The sequence below is a fragment of the Photorhabdus noenieputensis genome, from assembly GCF_018448935.1.
Lineage (GTDB): Bacteria > Pseudomonadota > Gammaproteobacteria > Enterobacterales > Enterobacteriaceae > Photorhabdus > Photorhabdus noenieputensis.
Window position 1 is genome coordinate 1 of sequence record NZ_RCWC01000048.1, and the last position, 25293, is coordinate 25293.

The 25293-nt window shown below is 43.3% G+C and carries 43 protein-coding genes; 38 read left to right on the forward strand and 5 right to left on the reverse strand.

Going from position 1 to position 25293, the window contains the following annotated elements; genetic code table 11:
* The 33 genes from EAE91_RS21755 to EAE91_RS21915 form a co-directional block, all read left to right on the forward strand.
* Positions 1-134 (forward strand): EF-Tu C-terminal domain-related protein (locus EAE91_RS21755; protein ID WP_461671730.1); only part of this gene is annotated, 134 nt, incomplete at its 5' end.
* A 636-nt stretch (positions 135-770) separates the two neighbouring features.
* Complete coding sequence (gene bfd / locus EAE91_RS21760) at positions 771-965, forward strand: bacterioferritin-associated ferredoxin (protein WP_046393852.1); 195 nt, start codon at positions 771-773, stop codon at positions 963-965.
* Positions 966-1041: 76 nt separating this feature from the next.
* Positions 1042-1518: a bacterioferritin gene (gene bfr / locus EAE91_RS21765; protein ID WP_214090301.1), complete on the forward strand. Its 477-nt coding sequence runs from the start codon at positions 1042-1044 to the stop codon at positions 1516-1518.
* A 296-nt stretch (positions 1519-1814) separates the two neighbouring features.
* The gene (rpsJ, locus tag EAE91_RS21770) at positions 1815-2126 is read left to right on the forward strand and encodes a 30S ribosomal protein S10 (RefSeq protein WP_001181005.1); all 312 of its coding nucleotides are present in this window, start codon (positions 1815-1817) and stop codon (positions 2124-2126) included.
* Positions 2127-2158: 32 nt separating this feature from the next.
* A complete protein-coding gene (gene rplC / locus EAE91_RS21775) occupies positions 2159-2788 on the forward strand; it encodes a 50S ribosomal protein L3 (protein WP_036814876.1) in 630 nt (209 codons plus the stop codon).
* A 16-nt stretch (positions 2789-2804) separates the two neighbouring features.
* The gene (gene rplD, locus EAE91_RS21780; RefSeq protein WP_036781898.1) at positions 2805-3410 is read left to right on the forward strand and encodes a 50S ribosomal protein L4; all 606 of its coding nucleotides are present in this window, start codon (positions 2805-2807) and stop codon (positions 3408-3410) included.
* The gene (rplW, locus tag EAE91_RS21785; RefSeq protein WP_021322796.1) at positions 3407-3709 is read left to right on the forward strand and encodes a 50S ribosomal protein L23; all 303 of its coding nucleotides are present in this window, start codon (positions 3407-3409) and stop codon (positions 3707-3709) included. Before rplD ends, rplW begins: the two co-directional genes overlap by 4 nt.
* 19 nt (positions 3710-3728) lie before the next feature.
* Positions 3729-4553: a 50S ribosomal protein L2 gene (rplB, locus tag EAE91_RS21790; protein WP_036781895.1), complete on the forward strand. Its 825-nt coding sequence runs from the start codon at positions 3729-3731 to the stop codon at positions 4551-4553.
* A 14-nt stretch (positions 4554-4567) separates the two neighbouring features.
* The gene (gene rpsS, locus EAE91_RS21795) at positions 4568-4846 is read left to right on the forward strand and encodes a 30S ribosomal protein S19 (protein WP_011148791.1); all 279 of its coding nucleotides are present in this window, start codon (positions 4568-4570) and stop codon (positions 4844-4846) included.
* 14 nt (positions 4847-4860) lie between these two features.
* Positions 4861-5193 (forward strand): 50S ribosomal protein L22, encoded by a 333-nt coding sequence (gene rplV / locus EAE91_RS21800; RefSeq protein WP_011148790.1) that lies wholly within the window; start codon positions 4861-4863, stop codon positions 5191-5193.
* A 17-nt stretch (positions 5194-5210) separates the two neighbouring features.
* Positions 5211-5912 carry a 30S ribosomal protein S3 gene (rpsC, locus tag EAE91_RS21805; protein WP_015836279.1) on the forward strand — a complete coding sequence of 234 codons (702 nt, stop codon included), beginning with the start codon at positions 5211-5213 and terminating at the stop codon, positions 5910-5912.
* A 12-nt stretch (positions 5913-5924) separates the two neighbouring features.
* Positions 5925-6335, forward strand: coding sequence for a 50S ribosomal protein L16 (gene rplP / locus EAE91_RS21810; RefSeq protein ID WP_011148788.1), 411 nt, complete (start codon positions 5925-5927; stop codon positions 6333-6335).
* On the forward strand, positions 6335-6526 hold the full coding sequence (gene rpmC, locus EAE91_RS21815) for a 50S ribosomal protein L29 (protein WP_010847484.1): 192 nt from the start codon (positions 6335-6337) through the stop codon (positions 6524-6526). The genes rplP and rpmC overlap by 1 nt, the downstream gene beginning before the upstream one ends.
* A complete protein-coding gene (rpsQ, locus tag EAE91_RS21820; RefSeq protein WP_214090302.1) occupies positions 6526-6780 on the forward strand; it encodes a 30S ribosomal protein S17 in 255 nt (84 codons plus the stop codon). The genes rpmC and rpsQ overlap by 1 nt, the downstream gene beginning before the upstream one ends.
* Positions 6781-6959: 179 nt before the next feature.
* On the forward strand, positions 6960-7331 hold the full coding sequence (gene rplN, locus EAE91_RS21825; RefSeq protein WP_036781889.1) for a 50S ribosomal protein L14: 372 nt from the start codon (positions 6960-6962) through the stop codon (positions 7329-7331).
* A 10-nt stretch (positions 7332-7341) separates the two neighbouring features.
* Positions 7342-7656: a 50S ribosomal protein L24 gene (gene rplX, locus EAE91_RS21830; RefSeq protein WP_036781887.1), complete on the forward strand. Its 315-nt coding sequence runs from the start codon at positions 7342-7344 to the stop codon at positions 7654-7656.
* Positions 7657-7670: 14 nt separating this feature from the next.
* Positions 7671-8210 (forward strand): 50S ribosomal protein L5, encoded by a 540-nt coding sequence (gene rplE, locus EAE91_RS21835; RefSeq protein ID WP_049584859.1) that lies wholly within the window; start codon positions 7671-7673, stop codon positions 8208-8210.
* Positions 8211-8222: 12 nt separating this feature from the next.
* Complete coding sequence (gene rpsN, locus EAE91_RS21840; protein WP_036781885.1) at positions 8223-8528, forward strand: 30S ribosomal protein S14; 306 nt, start codon at positions 8223-8225, stop codon at positions 8526-8528.
* 33 nt (positions 8529-8561) lie between these two features.
* Positions 8562-8954: a 30S ribosomal protein S8 gene (rpsH, locus tag EAE91_RS21845; RefSeq protein WP_011148781.1), complete on the forward strand. Its 393-nt coding sequence runs from the start codon at positions 8562-8564 to the stop codon at positions 8952-8954.
* 14 nt (positions 8955-8968) lie between these two features.
* On the forward strand, positions 8969-9502 hold the full coding sequence (gene rplF / locus EAE91_RS21850; protein WP_214090303.1) for a 50S ribosomal protein L6: 534 nt from the start codon (positions 8969-8971) through the stop codon (positions 9500-9502).
* A gap of 9 nt (positions 9503-9511) precedes the next feature.
* Entirely contained in the window at positions 9512-9865 is a 354-nt protein-coding gene (rplR, locus tag EAE91_RS21855; protein ID WP_214090304.1) for a 50S ribosomal protein L18, read from the forward strand.
* A 14-nt stretch (positions 9866-9879) separates the two neighbouring features.
* On the forward strand, positions 9880-10380 hold the full coding sequence (rpsE, locus tag EAE91_RS21860; RefSeq protein ID WP_011148778.1) for a 30S ribosomal protein S5: 501 nt from the start codon (positions 9880-9882) through the stop codon (positions 10378-10380).
* Between the two features lie 5 nt (positions 10381-10385).
* Entirely contained in the window at positions 10386-10565 is a 180-nt protein-coding gene (gene rpmD, locus EAE91_RS21865) for a 50S ribosomal protein L30 (protein ID WP_036781914.1), read from the forward strand.
* A 3-nt stretch (positions 10566-10568) separates the two neighbouring features.
* On the forward strand, positions 10569-11003 hold the full coding sequence (gene rplO, locus EAE91_RS21870) for a 50S ribosomal protein L15 (RefSeq protein WP_214090305.1): 435 nt from the start codon (positions 10569-10571) through the stop codon (positions 11001-11003).
* A gap of 7 nt (positions 11004-11010) precedes the next feature.
* Positions 11011-12342, forward strand: a complete 1332-nt coding sequence (gene secY / locus EAE91_RS21875; protein WP_105399508.1) for a preprotein translocase subunit SecY — start codon at positions 11011-11013, stop codon at positions 12340-12342.
* A 32-nt stretch (positions 12343-12374) separates the two neighbouring features.
* Positions 12375-12491, forward strand: a complete 117-nt coding sequence (gene rpmJ / locus EAE91_RS21880) for a 50S ribosomal protein L36 (protein ID WP_002227352.1) — start codon at positions 12375-12377, stop codon at positions 12489-12491.
* Between the two features lie 149 nt (positions 12492-12640).
* Complete coding sequence (rpsM, locus tag EAE91_RS21885) at positions 12641-12997, forward strand: 30S ribosomal protein S13 (protein WP_011148774.1); 357 nt, start codon at positions 12641-12643, stop codon at positions 12995-12997.
* A gap of 15 nt (positions 12998-13012) precedes the next feature.
* The gene (gene rpsK / locus EAE91_RS21890) at positions 13013-13402 is read left to right on the forward strand and encodes a 30S ribosomal protein S11 (protein WP_002919257.1); all 390 of its coding nucleotides are present in this window, start codon (positions 13013-13015) and stop codon (positions 13400-13402) included.
* Positions 13403-13438: 36 nt separating this feature from the next.
* Positions 13439-14059: a 30S ribosomal protein S4 gene (gene rpsD / locus EAE91_RS21895; protein ID WP_011148773.1), complete on the forward strand. Its 621-nt coding sequence runs from the start codon at positions 13439-13441 to the stop codon at positions 14057-14059.
* A 25-nt stretch (positions 14060-14084) separates the two neighbouring features.
* Positions 14085-15074, forward strand: a complete 990-nt coding sequence (locus tag EAE91_RS21900) for a DNA-directed RNA polymerase subunit alpha (protein ID WP_011148772.1) — start codon at positions 14085-14087, stop codon at positions 15072-15074.
* A 40-nt stretch (positions 15075-15114) separates the two neighbouring features.
* On the forward strand, positions 15115-15507 hold the full coding sequence (gene rplQ, locus EAE91_RS21905) for a 50S ribosomal protein L17 (RefSeq protein ID WP_105399507.1): 393 nt from the start codon (positions 15115-15117) through the stop codon (positions 15505-15507).
* Positions 15508-15642: 135 nt separating this feature from the next.
* Entirely contained in the window at positions 15643-16059 is a 417-nt protein-coding gene (gene zntR / locus EAE91_RS21910) for a Zn(2+)-responsive transcriptional regulator (protein WP_118987771.1), read from the forward strand.
* A gap of 79 nt (positions 16060-16138) precedes the next feature.
* The gene (locus EAE91_RS21915; protein ID WP_046395679.1) at positions 16139-16345 is read left to right on the forward strand and encodes an alternative ribosome-rescue factor A; all 207 of its coding nucleotides are present in this window, start codon (positions 16139-16141) and stop codon (positions 16343-16345) included.
* 335 nt (positions 16346-16680) lie between these two features.
* On the opposite strand, the gene trkA is transcribed toward EAE91_RS21915, so the two are convergent.
* The 4 genes from trkA to def form a co-directional block, all read right to left on the reverse strand.
* Positions 16681-18057 (reverse strand): Trk system potassium transporter TrkA, encoded by a 1377-nt coding sequence (gene trkA, locus EAE91_RS21920; RefSeq protein WP_214090306.1) that lies wholly within the window; start codon positions 18055-18057, stop codon positions 16681-16683.
* Between the two features lie 56 nt (positions 18058-18113).
* A complete protein-coding gene (gene rsmB, locus EAE91_RS21925; RefSeq protein ID WP_214090307.1) occupies positions 18114-19403 on the reverse strand; it encodes a 16S rRNA (cytosine(967)-C(5))-methyltransferase RsmB in 1290 nt (429 codons plus the stop codon).
* A gap of 70 nt (positions 19404-19473) precedes the next feature.
* On the reverse strand, positions 19474-20421 hold the full coding sequence (gene fmt / locus EAE91_RS21930; protein WP_214090308.1) for a methionyl-tRNA formyltransferase: 948 nt from the start codon (positions 20419-20421) through the stop codon (positions 19474-19476).
* 24 nt (positions 20422-20445) lie between these two features.
* Entirely contained in the window at positions 20446-20958 is a 513-nt protein-coding gene (gene def / locus EAE91_RS21935; RefSeq protein ID WP_214090309.1) for a peptide deformylase, read from the reverse strand.
* 133 nt (positions 20959-21091) lie between these two features.
* Here def and dprA point away from each other — a divergent pair, with 133 nt between their 5' ends.
* From dprA to EAE91_RS21960, 5 genes are all read left to right on the forward strand, one after another.
* Positions 21092-22177: a DNA-protecting protein DprA gene (dprA, locus tag EAE91_RS21940; protein WP_214090310.1), complete on the forward strand. Its 1086-nt coding sequence runs from the start codon at positions 21092-21094 to the stop codon at positions 22175-22177.
* Positions 22178-22241: 64 nt separating this feature from the next.
* The gene (locus EAE91_RS21945) at positions 22242-22781 is read left to right on the forward strand and encodes a DNA topoisomerase family protein (RefSeq protein WP_214090315.1); all 540 of its coding nucleotides are present in this window, start codon (positions 22242-22244) and stop codon (positions 22779-22781) included.
* 21 nt (positions 22782-22802) lie between these two features.
* Complete coding sequence (gene tsaC / locus EAE91_RS21950) at positions 22803-23372, forward strand: L-threonylcarbamoyladenylate synthase type 1 TsaC (protein WP_214090311.1); 570 nt, start codon at positions 22803-22805, stop codon at positions 23370-23372.
* Positions 23373-23385: 13 nt separating this feature from the next.
* On the forward strand, positions 23386-24204 hold the full coding sequence (gene aroE, locus EAE91_RS21955; protein WP_214090312.1) for a shikimate dehydrogenase: 819 nt from the start codon (positions 23386-23388) through the stop codon (positions 24202-24204).
* Entirely contained in the window at positions 24201-24464 is a 264-nt protein-coding gene (locus tag EAE91_RS21960; protein ID WP_214090313.1) for a DUF1488 family protein, read from the forward strand. Before aroE ends, EAE91_RS21960 begins: the two co-directional genes overlap by 4 nt.
* Here EAE91_RS21960 and EAE91_RS21965 read toward each other — a convergent pair.
* Complete coding sequence (locus tag EAE91_RS21965) at positions 24440-24985, reverse strand: gamma carbonic anhydrase family protein (RefSeq protein ID WP_214090314.1); 546 nt, start codon at positions 24983-24985, stop codon at positions 24440-24442. The two genes, EAE91_RS21960 and EAE91_RS21965, sit on opposite strands and share 25 nt — an antisense overlap.
* Positions 24986-25293 lie beyond the last annotated feature (308 nt).

A 25293-nucleotide genomic window follows, 5' to 3' on the forward strand; every position in this document is an offset into this window, starting at 1 on the left:
TGATGCCAGGTGATAACATTCAGATGAAAGTAACTCTGATTGCGCCAATCGCAATGGACCAGGGTCTGCGCTTCGCTATCCGTGAAGGCGGCCGTACTGTAGGTGCTGGTGTTGTTGCTAAAGTTATTGCTTAATAGCTAATAATTAAATACCTAATTTTAGGATAGGTTTGTATTCTGGTTTGTTTTAGAACAGACACTTGGTTGTGCTACGCTAGGTGTCTGTTAGTTAGTGTCTTAATTGATATCACCTTTCCTTAAATCCCCTGCATGAACCATCCCATTCGATTATCTCTTAGTGTCTTAAATTTTTGATTTCGGCTGTTTGTTCCTAGTGGCGCTATCGTTATCTGGCTGTTCTGCTAGGATATTCTTAGAGTATATATTCATCTATAGAATGAGATAGCGGTAACCAACCCCCCGTGATTTTCCCGAATAAGCATTTGTCTTCAAACTTAAATGAGTCATCTTTTTTTATATGTAGGTAGTAATATCTGACTCATGTTTGTTCTGCATCTGTTGGTATGCCCTAACGAAAAGAGTTGTGATGTAGGAGATAGTTTTAGGGTGGAATAAGTTTAAAAAAGTTCCCGATAGGGATAAAAGTCTTTCTAGCCAAAGTGTTACAGAAATGAGAGAACTACTTCTATTTGACAAAGCTAAAGGATATTTGGAAGAACCTGAATCAGAAAATTAAAATGCGAATGATTATTGAAATGAGACTCATTATTATTTAATATGCGCTATAATGTGTACCAGAGAGTGTTATTTATGTACGTCTGCCTATGTAATGCGGTGAGTGACAAAACAATACGTAACGCGGTGCGTCAACATCATATTCACTCTATTAGAGAGCTAAAGCGTATTGTGCCTGTAGGCCGTGATTGTGGCAAATGCATACGCCAAGCCCGAGAGCTAATTAATGAGGAAATTGCACAGCTGCCTAAGATAGATAACGTTGCTTGACAAAAAAGAGATAAGTTTACTACTACTCTGCTGAATAGGTACTACACTTTAAGTACTGGAAGCGGAGGAGTAAACTATGAAAGGTGATAAAAAAATGATTGCTCATTTGAACAAACTTCTTGGAAATGAGCTTGTTGCAATTAATCAATATTTTCTACACGCCCGGATGTTCAAAAACTGGGGCCTTACCCGCCTGAATGATAAGGAATATCATGAATCTATCGATGAAATGAAGCATGCCGATAGGTACATTGAACGTATCCTTTTTCTTGAGGGAATTCCTAATTTGCAGGATCTAGGAAAACTTAATATCGGAGAAGATATCGAAGAAATGCTCAGATCTGACTTACAGCTCGAATTTCAGGGAGCTAAGGATTTGAAAGAAGCAATTGCTTATGCTGACTCGATTCATGACTATGTTAGCCGTGATTTGATGATCGATATCCTAGATGAAGAAGAAGAACACATTGATTGGTTGGAGACTCAATTTGAATTAATTGAACGTATGGGGATTCAAAATTACAGTCAAGCACAGATCCTTGAAGGAGAATAGGTACGAAAAAATGCCCTATCTGTTGAGTTAGGGCATTTTGTTTCACGCTCCTTTGACTCTATTCCGGACAAATCTTCATCTGTATCTTGCTTTGTTAATTGATTTGCGTATAATACGCGGTCTTACTTATGTGTAAGTCTGGTTTGATAACCAGTAAATGCGCAGTATTGCTTTGCTGCCATTTAAAATACTCCCGATATGGGAGTTATATATTGAACGATTACACTCTCCCGTCAATCGAAATGGGTACGAGGAGTAATTATTTACGTTTATAAAATAGTTGGAGCTCTGGTCTCATGCAGAACCAAAGAATCCGTATTCGCCTGAAAGCATTTGATCATCGTTTGATCGATCAATCAACTGCGGAAATTGTCGAGACCGCTAAGCGTACTGGTGCGCAGGTTCGTGGTCCGATCCCGCTACCGACTCGTAAAGAGCGTTTTACCGTTCTGATTTCTCCGCACGTTAATAAAGATGCGCGTGATCAGTACGAAATTCGCACTCATAAGCGTCTGGTTGACATCGTTGAGCCAACCGAGAAAACCGTTGATGCTCTGATGCGTCTGGATCTGGCTGCCGGTGTAGACGTGCAGATCAGCCTGGGTTAATCAGGTCATTGAACGATTGAGAGGTTGAAACAATGATTGGTTTAGTCGGTAAAAAAGTGGGTATGACTCGTATCTTCACGGAAGATGGCGTTTCTATCCCTGTAACTGTTATCGAAATTGAAGATAACCGTGTGACTCAGGTTAAAGATCTGGATAGCGATGGTTATCGTGCAATTCAGGTTACTACTGGTAGCAAAAAAGCTAACCGTATAAACAAACCTGAAGCAGGTCATTTCGCTAAAGCTGGCGTTGAAGCTGGCCGTATCCTGCGTGAATTCCGTCTGTCTGAAGGCGAAGAATATGCTGTAGGTCAAAGCATTAGCGTTGAGATTTTCGCTGACGTTAAGAAAGTCGACGTTACTGGTACATCTAAAGGTAAAGGTTTTGCTGGTACTGTTAAGCGCTGGAACTTCCGTACCCAAGATGCTAGCCACGGTAACTCTTTGTCTCACCGTGTTCCGGGTTCTATAGGTCAAAACCAAACTCCGGGCAAGGTATTTAAGGGCAAGAAAATGGCAGGCCAACTGGGTAATGAACGTGTAACTGTTCAAAGCCTGGATGTAGTACGTGTTGACGCTGAGCGCAACCTGCTGCTGGTCAAAGGTGCTGTTCCAGGTGCAACTGGCGGCAACCTGATCGTAAAACCGGCTGTCAAGGCGTAACGTCGAGGAGATAGGAATGGAATTGGTAATGAAAGACGCGCAAGGCGCGCTGACTGTTTCCGAAACTACCTTCGGGCGTGATTTCAATGAAGCGCTTGTGCATCAAGTAGTTGTTGCTTACGCAGCTGGTGCACGTCAAGGTACTCGTGCTCAGAAAACCCGTGCTGAAGTTTCTGGTTCAGGTAAGAAACCATGGCGTCAGAAAGGCACTGGCCGTGCACGTTCTGGTTCTATTAAGAGCCCAATTTGGCGCTCTGGTGGTGTAACTTTTGCAGCTAAGCCACAGGACCACAGTCAAAAAGTTAATAAGAAAATGTACCGTGGTGCTCTAAAGAGCATCCTGTCTGAACTGGTACGTCAAGATCGTTTGATCGTTGTTGAGAAGTTTTCTGTAGAAGCTCCTAAAACCAAGCTTCTGGTTCAGAAACTGAAAGAGATGGCTCTGGAAGATGTGCTGATTATCACTCACGAAGTTGATGAGAATTTATTCTTAGCAGCTCGCAACCTGTACAAGGTTGATGTTCGTGATGTAGCTGGTATTGATCCAGTTAGCTTAATCGCCTTCGATAAAGTGGTTATGACTGCTGATGCTGTGAAGCAAGTTGAGGAGATGCTGGCATGATCCGTGAAGAACGTCTGCTGAAAGTACTGCGCGCCCCGCACGTATCTGAAAAAGCTTCTACAGCGATGGAAAAGAGCAACACCATCGTTCTCAAAGTTGCGAAAGACGCGACTAAAGCAGAAATCAAAGCTGCTGTGCAGAAACTGTTTGAAGTCGAAGTTGAAGGTGTTAACACTTTGCTGGTTAAAGGCAAAACTAAACGTCACGGTCAGCGTATTGGTCGTCGTAGCGACTGGAAAAAAGCTTATGTCACACTGAAGGAAGGCCAGAATATGGACTTCATCGGTGGTGCAGAGTAAGTCGGAGGAGTAAAGAACAATGGCAATTGTTAAATGTAAACCTACGTCTCCGGGCCGTCGCCACGTTGTTAAAGTGGTTAACCCTGAGCTGCATAAGGGTAAACCTTATGCTCCATTGCTGGAAAAAAGCAGCAAAACCGGTGGTCGTAACAACAATGGCCGTATTACCACTCGTCACATTGGTGGTGGCCACAAGCAGCACTATCGTTTGATTGACTTTAAACGTAATAAAGATGGTATCCCTGCTGTAGTTGAGCGTTTGGAATATGATCCAAACCGTTCAGCGAATATCGCCCTGGTTCTGTATAAAGATGGTGAACGTCGTTATATCCTTGCGCCTAAAGGTCTGAAAGCTGGTGATCAGATCCAATCTGGTGCTGACGCAGCTATCAAAACTGGTAACGCATTGCCAATGCGCAATATCCCTGTTGGTTCTACCGTACATAACGTAGAAATGAAGCCGGGTAAAGGTGGTCAGTTGGCTCGTTCCGCTGGTGCATACGTTCAGATCGTTGCCCGTGATGGTTCTTATGTAACTTTGCGTCTGCGTTCTGGTGAAATGCGTAAAGTTCTGTCTGATTGCCGCGCCACTTTAGGTGAAGTTGGTAATGCAGAGCATATGCTACGCGTTCTGGGTAAAGCTGGTGCAAGTCGCTGGCGCGGCATTCGTCCTACCGTTCGTGGTACGGCGATGAACCCGGTAGATCACCCACATGGTGGTGGTGAAGGTCGTAACTTTGGTAAACATCCTGTAACTCCTTGGGGTGTTCAAACTAAAGGTAAGAAGACCCGTAGTAATAAACGTACTGATCAGTTCATTGTACGTCGCCGTACTAAAAAATAATTAGAGGATAAACCATGCCACGTTCTCTCAAGAAAGGTCCATTTATCGACCTGCACTTGCTGAAGAAGGTAGAGAAAGCGGTGGAAAGCGGAGACAAAAAGCCTATCAAGACTTGGTCCCGTCGTTCAACGATCTTTCCTAACATGATCGGTTTGACCATCGCTGTCCATAATGGTCGTCAGCATGTACCAGTTTTTGTTTCCGACGAAATGGTTGGTCATAAACTAGGTGAATTCGCGCCGACCCGTACTTATCGCGGCCATGCGGCCGATAAAAAGGCTAAAAAGCGCTAAGGTAGGAGGAAGAGATGGAAACTATCGCTAAACATCGCCACGCTCGTTCTTCTGCTCAGAAGGTTCGCCTTGTAGCTGACCTGATTCGCGGTAAGAAAGTGTCGCAAGCTCTGGAAACTCTGACCTATACCAATAAGAAAGCTGCTGGTTTAGTGAAGAAAGTACTTGAGTCTGCTATTGCTAATGCAGAACACAACGATGGTGCTGACATTGATGATCTGAAGGTCACGAAGATTTTCGTAGACGAAGGCCCGACCATGAAGCGTATTATGCCTCGTGCAAAAGGTCGTGCAGATCGCATCCTGAAGCGCAGCAGCCACATTACTGTGGTTGTGTCCGATCGCTGAGACTCTGGAGACTAGCAATGGGTCAGAAAGTACATCCTAATGGTATTCGCCTGGGTATTGTCAAACCTTGGAACTCTACCTGGTATGCGAATACTAAAGAATTCGCTGACAACCTAGACAGCGATTTTAAAGTTCGCCAGTACTTGAATAAAGAACTGGCAAAAGCGTCTATTTCACGCATTGTTATTGAACGTCCTGCTAAAAGTATTCGTGTAACTATTCACACTGCTCGCCCAGGTATCGTAATCGGTAAGAAAGGTGAAGACGTAGAAAAACTGCGTAAAACTGTAGCGGAAATCGCTGGTGTTCCTGCGCAAATTAATATCTCTGAAGTGCGTAAGCCTGAACTGGACGCGAAACTGGTTGCTGACAGTATTACTTCACAGCTAGAACGTCGTGTTATGTTCCGTCGCGCTATGAAGCGTGCAGTCCAGAATGCGATGCGTTTAGGCGCTAAAGGCATTAAAGTGGAAGTCAGTGGCCGTTTAGGCGGTGCTGAAATCGCGCGTACTGAATGGTATCGTGAAGGTCGTGTACCGTTGCACACACTGCGTGCAGATATCGACTACAACACTTCAGAAGCGCACACCACTTATGGTGTACTCGGCGTTAAGGTATGGATCTTCAAAGGTGAGATCTTGGGTGGTATGGCTGCTGTTGAACAGGCGGAAAAACCGGCTGCACAACCGAAAAAGCAGCAGCGTAAAGGCCGCAAGTAAGGAGAGTCGCTGATGTTACAACCAAAGCGTACGAAATTCCGTAAAATGCACAAAGGCCGTAACCGTGGCCTGGCAGCAGGTGCGGATGTTAGCTTCGGCACTTTCGGTCTGAAAGCTGTGGGCCGTGGCCGTCTGACGGCACGTCAGATTGAAGCGGCACGTCGTGCTATGACTCGTGCAATTAAACGTCAAGGTAAAATCTGGATACGTGTATTTCCAGACAAACCTATCACTGAAAAGCCACTCGAAGTGCGTATGGGTAAAGGTAAAGGTAACGTAGAATATTGGGTTGCCTTGATCCAGCCTGGTAAAGTCCTTTATGAAATGGACGGTGTGCCTGAAGAGCTGGCTCGTGAAGCATTCAAGCTGGCAGCAGCGAAACTGCCTATCAAAACCACCTTTGTAACTAAGACGGTGATGTAATGAAAGCACAAGAGCTGCGCGAAAAAAGCGTTGAAGAGCTGAACACTGAGCTGCTGAATTTGCTGCGTGAACAATTTAACCTGCGCATGCAGGCTGCAAGTGGCCAGCTACAACAGTCTCATCTGTTGAAACAAGTGCGTCGTAATATCGCACGCGTTAAGACTTTATTGACTGAGAAGGCGGGTGCGTAATGACCGATAAAATCCGTACTCTGCAAGGTCGTGTTATAAGTGACAAAATGGAGAAATCTATTGTTGTTGCTATTGAGCGTAAGGTGAAACACCCTCTGTATGGTAAGTTCATCAAACGTACGACTAAACTGCATGTACATGACGAGAATAATGAATGTGGCATCGGTGATGTGGTGGAAATCCGCGAAACCCGTCCACTGTCCAAAACTAAATCTTGGACTTTAGTTCGCGTTGTAGAGAAAGCGATTCTGTAAGCTGGCTCGAATAGAGTAAACGGCTCAGGCTATGAGCCGTTTATTTTTTCTATCTATATCTGAGATGTGGTGTTATAATGCCGCGCCCTCATGATATGGGGTATCTGAACGGCCTCTTCATATTAAATTATAGTAGTGAAGTGGGCTCAGTAGTAGTTGACATTTAGCGGAGCACTAAAATGATCCAAGAACAGACTATGCTGAACGTGGCCGACAACTCCGGTGCACGTCGCGTAATGTGTATCAAGGTTCTGGGTGGCTCGCACCGTCGCTATGCACACGTCGGCGACATCATAAAAGTCACCATCAAGGAAGCAATTCCTCGTGGTAAAGTGAAAAAAGGTGATGTCCTGAAAGCGGTAGTGGTGCGCACCAAGAAGGGTGTTCGTCGCCCTGACGGTTCTGTCATTCGCTTCGATGGCAATGCTTGCGTGTTGTTAAACAACACAAGTGAGCAAGTTATCGGTACGCGTATTTTTGGGCCGGTAACTCGTGAACTTCGTAATGAAAAGTTCATGAAAATTATCTCCCTGGCACCAGAAGTACTCTAAGGAGCGGACAATGGCAGCGAAAATCCGTCGTGATGACGAAGTTATCGTGTTGACTGGAAAAGATAAAGGTAAGCGCGGTAAAGTAAAACAGGTTCTTTCTACTGGGAAAGTCATTGTTGAAGGTATCAACTTGGTTAAAAAACATCAGAAGCCTGTTCCGGCTCTGAACCAGCCAGGTGGCATCGTTGAAAAAGAAGCTGCAATTCAGGTTTCAAACGTTGCGATCTTCAATGCGGCAACCGGTAAGGCTGACCGTGTAGGTTTTAGATTTGAAGACGGAAAGAAAGTTCGTTTCTTTAAATCTAACAGCGAAACTATCAAGTAATTTGGAGTAATACGATGGCGAAACTGCATGATTACTACAAAGACGAGGTAGTCCAAAAACTGATGACTCAGTTTGACTACAATTCTGTCATGCAAGTCCCTCGGGTCGAGAAGATCACCCTGAACATGGGTGTTGGTGAAGCGATCGCTGATAAGAAACTGCTGGATAATGCAGCAGCGGATCTGGCAGCAATCTCTGGTCAAAAACCATTGATCACCAAAGCACGCAAATCAGTTGCAGGCTTCAAAATCCGTCAGGGCTATCCAATCGGCTGTAAAGTGACCCTGCGTGGTGAACGTATGTGGGAGTTTCTTGAGCGCCTGATTTCTATTGCTGTACCTCGTATTCGTGACTTCCGTGGTTTGTCTGCTAAGTCATTTGATGGTCGTGGTAATTACAGCATGGGTGTACGTGAGCAAATCATCTTCCCTGAAATCGATTACGATAAAGTGGATCGTGTTCGTGGTCTGGATATTACTATCACCACAACTGCGAAATCTGATGATGAAGGCCGCGCACTGTTGGCTGCTTTTAACTTCCCGTTCCGCAAGTAAGGCAGGGTATTCATGGCTAAGCAATCAATGAAAGCACGTGATGTAAAACGTGCGAAATTAGCTGAAAAATTCTTCACTAAACGTGTAGAATTGAGAGCTATCATTTCTGATGTGAATGCATCTGATGAAGAGCGTTGGAATGCTGTTCTCAAGCTGCAAACACTGCCACGTGATTCCAGCCCTTCTCGTCAGCGTAACCGCTGCCGCCAAACTGGTCGTCCGCACGCATTTTTGCGGAAGTTTGGGTTGAGCCGAATTAAAGTCCGTGAAGCCGCCATGCGCGGTGAAATTCCGGGCCTTAAAAAGGCTAGCTGGTAATTGTCACCAATTGAATCACGGGAGTAAAGACAGATGAGCATGCAAGATCCCATCGCGGATATGCTGACCCGTATCCGTAACGGTCAGGCCGCGAATAAAGTTGCGGTCACCATGCCTTCCTCCAAGCTGAAAGTGGCAATTGCCAAAGTGCTGAAGGAAGAAGGTTATATTGAAGATTATAAAATTGAAGGCGACACCAAGCCAGAGCTGGAATTAGTATTGAAATACTTCCAGGGTAAGGCTGTTGTAGAAAGTATTCAGCGTGTAAGCCGCCCAAGTCTGCGCATCTATAAGAAAAAAGATGAGCTGCCACAAGTTATGGCTGGTTTGGGTATCGCTGTTGTTTCTACCTCTAAAGGTGTAATGACTGATCGTGCAGCTCGCCAAGCTGGTCTTGGTGGCGAGATTCTCTGCTACGTAGCTTAATTCGGGAGGAAAGAATGTCTCGTGTTGCAAAAGCACCCGTCGTTATTCCTGCCGACGTAGAGGTAAAACTCGACGGTCAGGTTATTTCGATTAAGGGTAAAAACGGCGAGCTAAGTCGTACAATCCACAGCGCAGTTGAAGTTAAGCATGCAGATAACCAACTGACCTTCGTTCCGCGCGATGGTTATGTTGATGGTTGGGCACAGGCGGGTACAACTCGTTCTTTGCTGAATGCTATGGTTATCGGTGTTACCGAAGGCTTCACTAAGAAGCTTCAACTGGTAGGTGTTGGTTATCGTGCAGCAGTCAAAGGCAATGTTATCAACTTGTCTCTGGGCTTCTCACATCCAGTTGACCACGAACTGCCAGCAGGCATTACTGCAGAATGTCCGTCACAAACTGAAATCGTACTAAAGGGTGCTGATAAACAGGTAATCGGTCAGGTTGCGGCAGAACTGCGTGCCTATCGTCGTCCTGAGCCTTATAAAGGTAAGGGTGTTCGTTACGCCGACGAAGTCGTGCGTATCAAAGAGGCTAAGAAGAAGTAAGGTAACACTATGGATAAGAAAGCAGCTCGTATCCGTCGTGCGACCCGCGCACGCCGCAAGCTCCAAGAACTGGGTGCAACTCGCTTGGTGGTACATCGTACCCCTCGCCATATTTATGCGCAGGTTATCGCACCAAACGGTTCTGAAACTTTGGTGGCAGCTTCTACTACAGAAAAAGCTATCAATGAGCAACTGAAATACAGTGGAAATAAAGAAGCAGCAGCAGCAGTTGGCAAAGCAATTGCTGAACGTGCATTGGAAAAAGGTATTAAAGATGTATCCTTTGACCGCTCTGGTTTCCAATATCATGGTCGAGTCCAGGCACTGGCAGATGCTGCCCGTGAAGCTGGCCTTCAGTTCTAAGGTAGAGGTGTAAGATGGCTCACATCGAAAAACAAGCTGGCGAACTGCAGGAAAAGCTGATTGCGGTAAATCGCGTATCTAAAACCGTAAAAGGTGGCCGGATTTTCAGCTTTACCGCACTGACTGTTGTAGGTGATGGTAATGGTCGCGTTGGTTTTGGCTACGGCAAAGCACGCGAAGTTCCGGCAGCAATCCAGAAAGCGATGGAAAAAGCCCGTCGCAATATGAAAACCGTCGCACTGAACAGCGGCACTTTGTATCACCCAGTAAAAGGTGCACACACTGGTTCCCGTGTGTTCATGCAGCCTGCTCACGAAGGTACTGGTATCATTGCAGGCGGTGCTATGCGTGCTGTTTTGGAAGTGGCTGGTGTTCGTAACGTACTGGCTAAAACCTATGGTTCCACTAACCCTATTAATGTGGTTCGTGCAACTCTGGATGCTTTAGACAGCATGAAGTCTCCAGAAATGGTCGCAGCTAAGCGTGGTAAATCCGTCGAAGAAATTCTGGGGTAATGACCATGGCTAAGACTATTAAAATAACACAGATTCGCAGTTCAATCGGCCGTCTGCCTAAGCATAAGGCAACTTTGGTTGGTTTAGGTCTGCGCCGTATCGGTCATACAGTAGAGCGTGAAGATACTCCTGCTATACGTGGTATGATCAACTTGGTTTCCTATATGGTTAAAGTTGAGGAGTAACAGATGCGCTTAAATACTCTGTCTCCGGCTGAAGGTTCCAAGCATGCGCCTAAACGTGTAGGTCGTGGTATTGGTTCTGGCCTGGGTAAAACCGGTGGCCGTGGTCACAAAGGCCAGAAGTCTCGTTCTGGCGGTGGCGTACGCCGCGGTTTTGAAGGTGGTCAGATGCCTTTGTACCGTCGTTTGCCAAAATTTGGCTTTACTTCACGTAAGGCGATGGTTACAGCAGAAGTTCGTTTGTCTGATTTTGCTGCCGTTGAAGGCGATATTATCGATCTGAACACATTGAAAGCCGCTAATATTGTTGGCACTCAAATTGAATTCGCGAAAGTTATTCTTTCTGGTGAAATCAATCGTGCAGTAACTGTGCGTGGCCTTCGTGTTACTAAAGGCGCTCGTGCTGCAATTGAAGCTGCTGGCGGTAAAATTGAGGAATAAGTAACAGATGGCTAAACAACCAGGATTAGATTTTCAAAGTGCTAAAGGTGGACTGGGCGAGCTGAAACGCAGGCTGTTGTTTGTTATTGGCGCGTTAATTGTTTTCCGTATTGGTTCTTTTATTCCTATCCCTGGTATTGATGCCACTGTGCTTGCCAAATTGCTTGAACAGCAAAGGGGCACCATCATTGAAATGTTTAACATGTTCTCTGGTGGTGCTTTAAGTCGTGCTTCTATCTTTGCACTGGGGATAATGCCGTATATTTCTGCGTCTATTATTATTCAGTTGTTGACGGTGGTTCATCCAACGTTGGCAGAGATTAAGAAGGAAGGGGAAGCTGGTCGTCGTAAGATTAGCCAGTATACTCGCTATGGTACTTTAGTGCTGGCTGTATTCCAGTCAATCGGTATTGCTACTGGTTTGCCGAATATGCCAGGAATGCAAGGACTGGTGATCAACCCAGGGTTTGCTTTCTACTTCACGGCTGTTGTGAGCCTAGTTACTGGGACTATGTTCCTAATGTGGCTGGGTGAGCAGATTACTGAACGTGGTATTGGAAACGGTATCTCTATCATAATCTTTGCTGGTATTGTTGCGGGTTTGCCGCCGGCCATCGGCCATACCATTGAGCAAGCTCGGCAAGGCGATCTGCACTTCCTCCTGTTGCTGTTGGTTGCAGTGTTAGTGTTTGCAGTAACTTTCTTCGTTGTTTTCATGGAGCGTGGCCAACGACGTATCGTTGTTAACTATGCGAAGCGTCAACAGGGTCGCCGAGTTTATGCTGCACAGAGCACACATTTACCGTTGAAAGTGAATATGGCTGGGGTTATCCCTGCAATTTTTGCTTCCAGCATTATTCTGTTCCCTGGTACCATAGCTTCTTGGTTCGGGGGAGGAACTGGTTGGAACTGGCTGACTACTATTTCAATGTACTTGCAGCCTGGGCAACCGCTTTATGTGTTACTCTACGCGTCTGCAATCATCTTCTTCTGTTTTTTCTATACCGCGTTGGTTTTCAACCCGAGAGAAACAGCAGATAACCTGAAGAAGTCCGGTGCATTTGTACCAGGAATTCGTCCGGGAGAGCAAACAGCCAAGTACATTGATAAAGTAATGACACGCCTAACTTTAGTTGGTGCGATGTATATTACTTTTATCTGCTTAATCCCGGAGTTCATGCGTGACGCGATGAAGGTGCCATTTTATTTTGGCGGTACTTCGCTACTTATCGTAGTTGTAGTCATCATGGACTTTATGGCTCAAGTGCAAACTCTGATGATGTCAAGTCAGTATGAGTCTGCATTGAAGAAGGCAAATCTTAAAGGTTATAACCGTTAATTGGTTTGCTTGAGAAGTTACGGAGAGTAAAAATGAAAGTTCGTGCTTCCGTCAAGAAATTATGTCGCAACTGCAAAATCGTTAAGCGTAACGGTGTCGTTCGTGTGATTTGTAGTGCAGAGCCTAAGCATAAACAACGCCAAGGCTAATAAAATAGCATATTTTTCTTGCAAAGTCGGTTTGAGCTGGCTAAATTAGCCAGCCAATCTTTTTTATATCACAGCAACATTGTTTGAGTATCCTGAAAACGGGCTTTTCAGAATGGTGTTGCGGTAAATAAATAACTTAGGAGTGCATAGTGGCCCGTATAGCAGGCATTAACATTCCTGATCAGAAGCATACCGTAATCGCTTTAACATCGATCTACGGAATTGGTAAAACTCGCTCCCAAGCCATTTGTGCTGCGGCGGGTATTGCTGAACATGTTAAGATCAGCGAGCTGTCTGAAGAGCAAATTGATAAGCTGCGTGACGAAGTTGCTAAATACGTTGTAGAAGGCGATTTGCGTCGTGAAGTAACCCTGAGCATCAAACGTCTGATGGATCTTGGTACTTATCGTGGTTTACGTCACCGTCGTGGTCTACCTGTTCGCGGCCAGCGTACTAAGACCAACGCACGTACCCGTAAGGGTCCACGTAAGCCGATCAAGAAATAATCGGGGTATTGTATAATGGCAAAAGCACCTATTCGTGCACGTAAGCGTGTAAGAAAGCAAGTCTCTGACGGTGTGGCTCATATCCATGCTTCTTTCAACAACACAATCGTGACCATTACTGACCGTCAGGGTAACGCTCTGGGTTGGGCAACTGCCGGTGGTTCCGGTTTCCGTGGTTCTCGTAAATCTACTCCGTTTGCCGCTCAGGTTGCAGCAGAGCGTTGCGCCGAAGCAGTGAAAGAATACGGAATTAAGAACCTGGAAGTTATGGTTAAGGGACCTGGTCCTGGCCGCGAGTCAACTATTCGAGCGTTAAATGCGGCAGGTTTCCGCATTACTAACATTACTGATGTGACTCCGATCCCTCATAACGGTTGTCGTCCACCTAAAAAACGTCGCGTTTAATAGCGTTTACTTTTTAGGTTCGATTGGAGAAAGAAAATGGCAAGATATTTGGGTCCTAAGCTCAAGCTGAGCCGTCGCGAGGGTACAGATCTATTCCTGAAATCTGGCGTTCGCGCGATTGACACCAAGTGTAAATTAGAACAAGCACCTGGGCAGCATGGCGCACGTAAACCGCGTCTGTCTGACTACGGTGTGCAGTTACGTGAAAAACAAAAAGTTCGTCGTATTTACGGTGTTCTGGAACGTCAATTCCGTAACTACTATAAAGAAGCAACTCGTCTGAAAGGCAACACAGGTGAAAACCTGCTGAGTTTGCTGGAAGGTCGTCTGGACAACGTTGTTTACCGTATGGGTTTCGGGGCGACTCGCGCTGAGTCACGCCAAATGGTAAGCCATAAGGCTATCATGGTAAATGGCCGCGTTGTTAACATCGCTTCTTATCAGGTATCCCCGAATGACGTAGTCAGCGTTCGTGAAAAATCGAAAAAGCAGTCTCGTATCAAGGCGGCTTTAGAGCTGGCTGAGCAGCGTGAGAAACCAACTTGGTTGGAGGTTGATGCTGTGAAGATGGAAGGTGTGTTCAAACGTATTCCAGAACGTGCTGATCTGTCTGCTGACATCAACGAACACCTGATCGTCGAGCTTTACTCTAAGTAAAGCTTAGCACCAAAGAGAGGACACAATGCAGGGTTCTGTGACAGAGTTTCTAAAACCGCGCCTGGTTGATATCGAGCAAGTCAGTTCGACGCACGCCAAGGTGACCCTTGAGCCATTAGAGCGTGGCTTTGGCCATACTCTAGGTAACGCACTGCGCCGTATTCTGCTTTCGTCTATGCCGGGTTGTGCGGTGACTGAGGTTGAGATTGATGGTGTACTGCATGAGTACAGCACCAAAGAAGGTGTACAGGAAGATATCCTGGAGATTCTCCTCAACCTGAAAGGGCTGGCGGTAAGAGTTCAGGGAAAAGATGAAGTTATTCTTACCTTGAATAAGTCTGGCATTGGCCCTGTGACTGCAGCCGACATTATCCACGACGGAGATGTCGAAATCGTCAAGCCGCAGCATGTAATCTGCCACCTGACTGACGAAACTGCTTCTATAAGCATGCGCATTAAAGTTCAGCGTGGTCGAGGTTATGTGCCGGCTTCTGCCCGGATTCATTCGGAAGAAGATGAGCGCCCTATTGGTCGTTTGTTAGTAGACGCTTGTTATAGCCCAGTAGAGCGTATTGCCTACAATGTTGAAGCAGCGCGTGTAGAACAACGTACCGATTTGGACAAGTTGGTTATCGAGATGGAAACTAACGGTACAATCGATCCTGAAGAGGCGATTCGCCGTGCAGCTACTATTTTGGCTGAACAGCTAGAAGCTTTTGTTGATTTACGTGATGTACGTCAGCCAGAAGTAAAAGAAGAGAAGCCAGAGTTTGATCCGATCCTGCTGCGCCCTGTTGACGATCTGGAATTGACTGTCCGCTCTGCTAACTGTCTTAAGGCAGAAGCTATCCACTACATCGGTGATTTGGTACAGCGTACCGAGGTTGAGTTACTTAAGACACCTAACCTGGGTAAAAAATCTCTTACAGAGATCAAAGACGTACTGGCTTCACGTGGCTTATCTCTGGGCATGCGCTTAGAAAACTGGCCGCCAGCAAGTATTGCTGATGAATAACTAGATCACAGGTTAAGGTTTTACTGAGAAGGATAAGGTCATGCGCCATCGTAAGAGTGGTCGTCAATTGAACCGCAACAGCAGCCATCGCCAAGCTATGTTCCGCAACATGGCAGGTTCTTTGGTTCGTCATGAAATCATCAAGACGACTCTGCCTAAAGCGAAAGAACTGCGTCGCGTCGTTGAGCCGCTGATTACTCTTGCCAAGATCGACAGCGTAGCTAATCGTCGTCTGGCATTCGCCCGTACTCGTGATAACGAAATCGTGGCAAAACTGTTTAATGAGCTGGGCCCGCGTTTTGCGAGCCGCGCAGGTGGTTACACTCGTATTCTTAAGTGTGGCTTCCGTGCTGGTGACAATGCTCCGATGGCATACATCGAGCTTGTTGACCGTGCCACTGAGCTTCAAACAGAAGTTGCGACTGCGGAGTAATCTGTAGGGGCATATAAAAGAACCGGGTTTATCCCGGTTTTTTTACGTTTGTATATAATGAATTTCTAACTTATTTCTTTTCATCCTGCTATGCTGATATCTCAAGCAATATGATCTATTGTAGGAGATATAAAGATGTATCGTATTGGCCAACTGGCTAAATTAGCGAATGTAACTCCTGATACTGTGCGTTTCTATGAAAAACAAGGAATGATGGAACATCAGAACCGTACAGAAGGAGGATATAGACTTTATACAGAGCAAGATCTACAGCGCCTTCGGTTTATACGCTATGCTAAGCAATTGGGGTTTACATTGGAGGCTATTACAGAATTATTGTCTATCCGTGTAGATCCAGCCCATCATACTTGTGAAGAGTCGAAGCAAATTGTAGATTCTAGGTTAATGGAAGTGGAGGAAAAGCTTCTTGAAATGCGAAAAATGCGTGATTCACTTAAGATGTTAAGTGATGCTTGCTGTGGTAGCTCTCATATAAGTACTTATTGTTCTATTCTTGAAACGTTAGAACAAGGTGCTTTAAATAAGAAATAAGTAATTTTTCTTTATTATTGAAAATTCAGAGAGTACAATTGCTGTGTTTTCAGATAAATTAATATGATAGAGGTATATGATGACTACATATCACCATAAAAAAGGTGTAATAAAGGATAATGCTCTAGAAGCTTTATTACGTGATCCACTATTTAAACAGCGAGTTGAAAAAAATAAAAAGGGAAAGGGAAGTTACCAGAGGAAAGAAAAACATAGTAAAGCAAGTAAAAGTAACTGGGAGACCAGTGGTAAGGGGTTATTAGATTCTTTACTACTGGTCTTTTAGTTTAATAGATCCATCTCTTACTTTTCAGTAACCTACGAATTTCTAATAGTAATTTTTTTTCAGTAACTTAGGGTATCTGGTATATCTTTAATTTCTTTTTACTAAATGATCTGTTTATTGGTTTCATTGTGCATAAAATAGTGAATGACGGTACGGTGTTCTTTTATAATCATATCGACGCTGACGTCAGCAACTAAATTGGCAAAATTACTTTTCATAGTAAATCCATAAAATAATTTAAAAGTTTCATTACATTCTTCTAATTAAAATATATCAAGTTGTATCAGTTATTGTGCTCGAATTATATAACTGGTACGTAACTATTTCTTTTGTTTTTAAAGGAAAAAAGGGCTCGGCTGGAATAATTTCTCTACTTCGGGGACAAATTTCTTATCTGTAATAAACATAATTACATGATCTCCTTGTTCGATCACGCTGTAATCATTAGCAATAATGACTTCCTCTCCACGGGCTATTGCACCAATTGTAGTGCCTGGTGGTAATTTAATATCACCTACAGCTCGACCAACAACCTTTGACGTATTTTCATCGCCATGAGCAATCGCTTCGATAGCTTCGGCCACTCCACGACGTAGTGAGGAAACACTTACGATATCCGCTTTGCGAACATGACCTAGTAGAGCGGAAATCGTCGCTTGTTGTGGAGAGATTGCAATATCAATGACACCACCTTGAACTAAATCGACATATGCACTACGTTGGATGAGAACCATGGCTTTTTTTGCTCCCATGCGTTTGGCAAGCATTGCAGACATGATATTTGCCTCGTCATCGTTGGTTAGAGCAATAAATACATCTACTTGTTCTACATGTTCTTCGGCTAATAACTCTTGATCGGAGGCATCGCCATAGAAAACAATGGTGTCATGCAATAATTCAGCTAGTTCTGTAGCTCTTTGTTGATTTCGCTCGATTAATTTAACCCTATAATCTTTTTCGAGACGTAGTGCAAGGCCCGCGCCCACATTACCACCACCTACGATCATGATACGCTTGTAGGGCTTTTCTAAACGTTGAAGCTCACTCATTACAGCACGAATATGTTGTGATGCAGCTACAAAGAAAACTTCGTCGCCGGCTTCAATAATTGTAGAACCTTGTGGTCTTATTGGTCGATCTTGACGAAATATTGCAGCAACTCTGGTATTAATGTGTGGCATGTGCTCACGAAGTGAGGAAAGTGCATTTCCTACAAGTGAGCCTCCATAATAAGCTTTTACTGCAACAATACTTACTCGGCCTTCGGCAAAGTTAACAACTTGTAAGGCACCAGGATATTGTATTAGTTTGTAAATATAATCTATGACAAGTTGTTCTGGTGAAATAAGATAGTCAATAGGAATATCATTAGGGAGAAAAAGTTTATCTGCTTCGCGGATATATTCTGCTGCGCGTATTCGCGCAACTTTATTTGGTGTATTGAATAAGGAGTAAGCAATTTGGCATGCAATCATGTTAGTTTCGTCAGAATTAGTTACAGCGACTAACATGTCAGCATCTTCAGCACCAGCTTCTCTTAATACCCTAGGATGAGAACCATGACCATTGACTACTCTGAGATCGAATTTATCTTGTAGTTGGTGTAGACGGTTAGGATCAGTATCGACTATAGTGATATCATTATTCTCACCTACCAGATTTTCAGCTAATGTACCGCCAACTTGACCCGCACCAAGAATAATTATTTTCATAGTATTCTCTAATTTATTGAAAACAAATAATTATCTCTATGAATTGCAAAGATGTATTATTGTTTAATTAATCGAGCGTAAAAGAAACCATCACCACCATTTAACTCAGGTATTATTTGTTTTCCTGGACAATCATTTGTTCCTGTTCCCGCTAGTTTTGCATCTGGGTGGCGTTTTAAAAACGAGATAATTTGCCGGCTATTTTCATCCGGTAGAATAGAACAGGTTGCATATACTAATATTCCGTCTTTCTTCAAATATGGCCAGATTGCATCAAGAATCTCAGATTGTAATTGAACTAATTGAATAATATCTTCTTCGCGGCGTAACCACTTGATATCAGGATGGCGACGGATTACTCCTGTTGCTGAACACGGGGCATCTAAAAGAATGCGGTCGAATTGTTGGTTTTCTGCCCATTGTTCAGGGTAGCGCCCATCACCGGTTTTGACTGTAGCGTGGCAATTAAGTCGTTGGAGATTTTCTTTTACTCGTTTGATTCTTTGCTTATCAATATCTACCGCTAATACTTGAGATTCTGGTGCTACTTCGAGGATATGTGTTGTTTTTCCGCCTGGCGCTGCACAAAGATCGAGAATTTTCTCTCCATTAGTGGGTTTTAGTAACTCGACACACTCTTGTGCGGATACATCTTGGACAGTGACCCAACCTTTGTCAAATCCAGGTAATACTGTTACGGGACAAGGGGAAATTATACGGATAGCAGAAGGTGATTCGGGTGCTGGTTCCGCATCAATTCCTGATTTATGAAGAAGAGTGAGATATTCATCCCGACTATGGTATATGCGATTAATTCGTAACCACATAGGTGGTTTTTTATTGTTAGCATTAATCAATTGTTGCCATTGCTGTGGATAGGCTTTTTGGATTCGAGTTAATAGCCATACTGGGTGTAAGTGATTGCTGGGATTATTTTGTACACATTCCATTAACTGTAGCTGTTGTCTCTGAAATTGGCGAAGAACACCGTTAATTAGCCCTTTTAATTGGGGATACTTCAGAGTTATGGCTCCGTTTACCGTTTCAGCAAGTACTGCATGAGCTGGAATGCGAGTATAGGCAAGTTGGTATATTCCAACCATAATCAGGTAATGCAGAATACGTTGTTTACCTTTTAACGGTTTTGCCATTAGCTGGCCTATTATCCACTCTAGTTGTGGTAATACGCGTAATACTCCGAAAGATAATTCCTGTAACAAGGGTTTATCTTTATCGGTTATATTTTGTTGCAGTTTGGGTAAGACTGTACTCAGAGACTGTCCTTGATCCAGAACTTGATTGATTGCTTTTGCAGTGACACTTCGCAGATTATATGTGTTTTTCATAGTTAAAAAAGCTGACAAAAGCCAGCATTAAGAGAAAATTTGTGAGAGAGCTTACAGCATAAAACAGTATTTAGTTGATTTTATTGCCTAGTGTAAACCATTCATGTTTAGAGTTAAGTAGATTTGCTGCTGGCATTGCTTTTTTACCAGCAGGTTGTAATTGAGTAATGTTCAGAATTCCATCAGCAGTGGCAATATAAATACCTTTTTTGTCTGCTTTTAATACAGTTCCTGGTTCGGCAGAAGTTTGTTCTGCAATGGCTTCTGCTTTCCAAACTTTAACAGGTTGCCCTTCCATCTCGAAAAAGCTCATAGGCCAAGGATTAAATGCGCGAATACAGCGTTCGAGGTGGGTTGCAGGTAGTTCCCAATTTATACGGGCTTCTTCTTTGCTTAGTTTTTCAGCGTAAGTAACTAAATTTTCGTTTTGAATTTCAGGTTGACTTTTACCCGATGTTATTAATGATAATGTTTTGAGTAACGAATTTGGTCCAATGTTGGCTAGTTTTTCGTATAAACTGGCACTGGTATCTTCAGGTGTAATAGGGCAGCTTGCTTTGTATAGCATGTCACCAGTATCAAGGCCTATATCCATTTGCATGATCGTTACGCCTGTTTCTGTATCACCGGCCCAGAGCGAGCGTTGAATGGGGGCTGCACCTCGCCAACGTGGTAATAGGGAGCCATGTACGTTTAGGCAACCTAATCTTGGAATATTTAAAACAGCCTTAGGAAGGATTAATCCATAGGCAACAACTATGAGAACATCAGGCTGTTGTTTTAGAATCCATTGTTGATTTTCTTTTGAGCGTAAAGTAGCTGGCTGAAAAACGGTGATGTTACGTTCTTCTGCCAGTATCTTTACAGGGCTGGGTGTCAGTTTTTTACCTCTTCCTGCCGGTCTATCTGGTTGAGTTAGAACGCCAACTACCTCATGCTGAGACATTAACAAAGCCTCTAAATGGCGTGCTGCGAAATCAGGTGTTCCGGCAAAAACAATACGTAAAGAATCAGACACGTTTATTTCCTGTATTAATGTAATTTACTTGGTTCGGGCTTTTTGTTTATCCAGTTTTTCTACTTTCTGGCGTATACGTTGGCGTTTCAGTGGAGATAAGTAATCCACAAAAAGTTTACCAATTAAATGGTCCATCTCGTGCTGAATACAAATTGATAGTAAGCCATCAGCTTGTAATTCAAATGGTTGGCCGTTGTAATCTAGGGCTTTAATTTTGACTTTTTCGGCTCGTGGCACCAGTGCTCGTTGTTCAGGAATAGACAAACAGCCCTCTTCGATTCCAGTTGCACCACTTTTTTCCAGTAATTCTGGGTTAATTAGAACGAGACGTTCATTACGTGTTTCCGATACGTCAATAACAACAATACGCTGATGAATATCAACTTGTGTTGCTGCCAAACCAATACCTTCTTCTGCATACATAGTTTCAAACATATCATCAATGATACGTCGAATCTCTGCATCAACTGTCTCAACAGGCGTTGCAATAGTGCGAAGCCGCTCGTCTGGGTAATGTAATACTTGTAATACTGACATATATGTTTAGATCTGCGTCCAAAATGTTAATGGTATTCTATGTCTATTCTAGACATTTCCCGTTTAGATTGACAGTATCGATTGCTAATTGAGCAATTTAGTTTTGTCCGTCAATCTTAGCTAGGATGACAACATGGAAGCTATGGAAGTATGGTTGCGAATGAAGATGGTTTCTCATCTGGCAACAGAGAGAGCAGCAAATGTTGCAGAAAAATTATTACATTCCGGGAATCGTTACCTCACTGTGCTGAAAGATAGTGGATTATCACCGGCACAATCTCTGCAATTTACTAAAGTAAATAAAACCTTACTAGCTTCATGTCTTAAGTGGTTGGAACAACCAGAGCACCATTTATTGACATATTCTCACCCTTCGTATCCACCTCTATTAAAGCAGATACATACCCCTCCGCTTGTGCTTTTTGTGTCAGGAAAACCAAATATTCTTTTAAAGAAGCAAGTGGCGATGGTCGGGAGCAGGACAGCAAGCTATTATGGTGAGAAATGGGGAAGAATTTTTGCAAGTGAACTGGTTGGATATGAGTTAGTTATTACTAGTGGTTTAGCTATTGGTATTGATGGTATTTGTCACCGAGCTGCATTGGATAGTGGAGGTGAAACAGTCGCTGTATTAGGTAGTGGGCTTGGACAGATTTATCCTCATAGACACGGATCATTAGCAAAGCAAATTGAGGAGAATGGTGCTCTTGTTTCTGAATTTTTTCCGGATACTCCTCCACGCGCAAAAAATTTTCCTAAAAGAAATCGGATTATCAGTGGATTAAGCTCAGCAGTGATTGTTGTAGAGGCAGGTCAAAACAGTGGTTCGTTAATTACTGCTCGTTGTGCCCTTGAACAAGGAAGGGATGTATTTGCATTACCAGGGCTTTTGGGAAATTCAGTGAGCGAAGGGAATCACTGGTTAATAAAACAAGGCGCATATTTAGCTACAAATGCAATGGATATTGTGGAACATGTTTACAGTTCACTACAATGGTTGAATATGGAAAGAACGGAGGAAGAAGTAAAACCGCAGTTTGAGCAAACTGAGTTGCCATTTACGGATGTGCTAGCTAACGTAGGAGCGGAAATAACGCCTGTTGATATTATTGCTCAGCGTTCTGCATTACCTATAACTGAGGTAATGACAAAGCTCCTTGAGCTGGAACTACTGGGTAAGGTAGCTGTGGTTGCTGGTGGTTATGTGCGTGTGAGTTAGATTAACTGAATTTCCAGAGTCCTGTTCAACGTCATATGAGAATAATTTTTTGAGTGAAAATAGTATGGCAAAAATGGTTCCTTTCGCCACTAATGAAACTGAATATTGCCCTGAATGTGGTTCTGTATTAGTTATACGTAATGGTATCCATGGTCCATTTCTTGGATGTTCTGGTTATCCATCATGTCAATATGTTCGTCCATTAAAAGGGCAAAGTGATGGTCATGTGGTAAAAGAACTTGAAGGACAACTATGTCCGGCGTGTGGAGCCAATTTGATTTTGTGTCAAGGGCGTTATGGAATGTTCATTGGCTGTAGTCGTTATCCTGAATGTGAACATGCAGAGCTAATTGATAAGCCGGATGAGACGTTAATAGCCTGTCCGCAATGTAAACAAGGGCAATTACTCCAAAGGAAATCACGTTTCGGAAAAATTTTCCATGCGTGTAATCGTTACCCTAATTGCCAGTTTGTATTAAATAATAAGCCAATCGCGAGTAAATGTATGTTTTGTTCTTATCCATTGTTGGTTGAAAAGCGTACATCTCAAGGTGTAAAGTTATTTTGTGCTAGTAAATTGTGTGGAAAACAGCAAATAAATTAAGTAATTAAGCAGAGTAATAAAATGAGCAATGAAGCATTATCTGCATTTGAGAATGTATTAACTGCCTTAAAAGCAGAAAAAGTGATTGCCTATCCGACGGAAGCTGTTTTTGGACTTGGATGTGATCCTGATAGTGAAAAAGCGGTAAATGAACTGCTTATATTAAAGAAACGTCCTTGGCAGAAAGGGTTGATTCTTATTGCAGATAATTATGAACAATTACAGCCATATCTTGATGATAAACTTCTAACAGAAGAACAAAAAGAGACTATGTTTGCTTGTTGGCCAGGGCCTGTAACTTGGGTAATCCCTGCCAAATTCAGTACATCTAAATGGTTGACTGGGCAATTCACTACCTTGGCTGTCAGAGTTAGTGATCATCCTTTGGTGAAGCAGTTATGTACTTTTTATGGTAAACCGTTGGTGTCGACTAGTGCAAATTTGAATGGCCTTGAACCATGCAGAACAGTAGAAGAAGTTAGACAACAGTTTGGGGATAAGCTTCCTATATTAAATGGGAATGTTGGAGGTCGAAAAAGTCCTTCAGAAATTAGGGATGCTTTAACTGGTGAGCTTTATCGTCAAGGATAGGGGAAGAATAAATATGGATCAATTTGCCGTCTTTGGTAATCCTGTTGCGCACAGTAAATCTCCGCGTATCCATCAGTTATTTGCTGGACAAACAGGTATTGAGCATCGTTACGGGAAAATTCTAGTGCCGATAAGTAAATTTGAAGAGGCATTAGGTGTATTTCTTAAACAGGGAGGGATAGGAGCCAATATTACTGCGCCATTTAAAGAGCAGGCATTTATTCGGGCAAATGAGTTGACTGAACGAGCAAGACTCAGTGGTGCAGTCAATACTTTGAAATTACTGGATAATAATCAATTGCTTGGTGATAACACGGATGGTATAGGGTTATTAACAGATTTGATACGACTTGGGTTTATTACTCAAGGACAACATATTTTAATCATTGGAGCTGGTGGTGCTGCCAGAGGTGTTTTATTTCCGTTATTAGAGTTTGGTTGTGAAATTACAATAACAAACCGCACGTTTAGTCGCGCTATGCAGGTTGCTAATGATTTTTCGTCAATAGGTAATATTCGGCCTGTTGAAATGAAAACACTTCATAATCCTGAATTTGAGCTCATTATCAATGCGACTGCATCTGGTATTAATGGTGAGATTCCTGCTATATCTCCATTCATATTTAATGAAGAGTGTGTCTGTTATGACATGTTTTACCAGACTAATTTGACGCCCTTCATTTCCTTTGCTAAGAAGCATGGTGTTTCTCGTTATGCGGATGGATTAGGGATGTTAGTAGGGCAAGCCGCTCATTCATTTAAATTATGGCATGGCGTATTGCCTGAAATTGCGCCTGTATTGCTAACATTAGAACAGGAATTACATTCGTGAATCAATCTATTCAATTTCCTGATAGAGAAGAGTGGAACGAGCAAGAGCAGATAATCATTTTTCCCGCACTGGTAAATGGATGGTTGGTTCAATGCGTGATAAGCGCCGAGGATCTTTTATACCGTTATGGAACGAAAGATCATCATCCACTAAGCCTTTTTCGTCAAAATCGTTGGGATATAGAAGAGGAATTCGAATTAGTTATTAATAACGAGGATGATGATCGTTTGGGACGTTACATATTACCTTCCTGCAAATAGTTATTTTTCAAGCTAACGTAGTGGCTTGCTGAATAACATAGCCCTTTTAATTCTTCAGGTTTTAGTTTTCTGACCTGACGGGCAGGGCTGCCAATGTAAAGGTACCCACTTTCTAATACCTTGCCTGGGGCTACTAGGCTGCCTGCTCCAATAATAACGTTATCTTCAATCATTGAACCATCAAGTAGGATGGAGCCCATGCCGATGAGTACTTGATTGCCGATAGTACAGCCATGAAGTATAACTTTATGCCCGATAGTGACATCATTCCCCACAATTAAAGGGAAACCATCAGGATTGTCTGTTGTTTTGTGTGTCACATGTAATATAGAGCCATCTTGAATGTTAGTACGTGCACCAATAGATACATAATTAACGTCCCCACGGATGACGACTAAAGGCCATATACTGACATCATCAGCAAGTCTAACATCACCAATGATTACACTAGATGAATCTAGCATAACGTTCTGACCGACTTTGGGTTGAATATCAAGGTAACTGCGTAATGTTTCGGACATGTATACCTCTGAGGAAGAAGATGGAGATTTACTTTAAATAAGATTTTAGTGAGGAAAATACCAGTATGCAATGAAATAAACTTGTTGAACTGGGCTATATTGGTTTGAATTTTGCTCAAAAAGGACAAGGATTCACCTGTTGGTGATAAATATGAAAAAAAGTATTGTATAAAAATCTGAGCTCCCTATAATGCGCCACCACTGACCGACACAACGCTGATAAACATTGTGAGGTCGGGCAGAGAACCAGCCAATAAGCGCTTGACTCTGCGGGCGAAAAGCGTAGTATACGCAGCCCGGCTGAACGA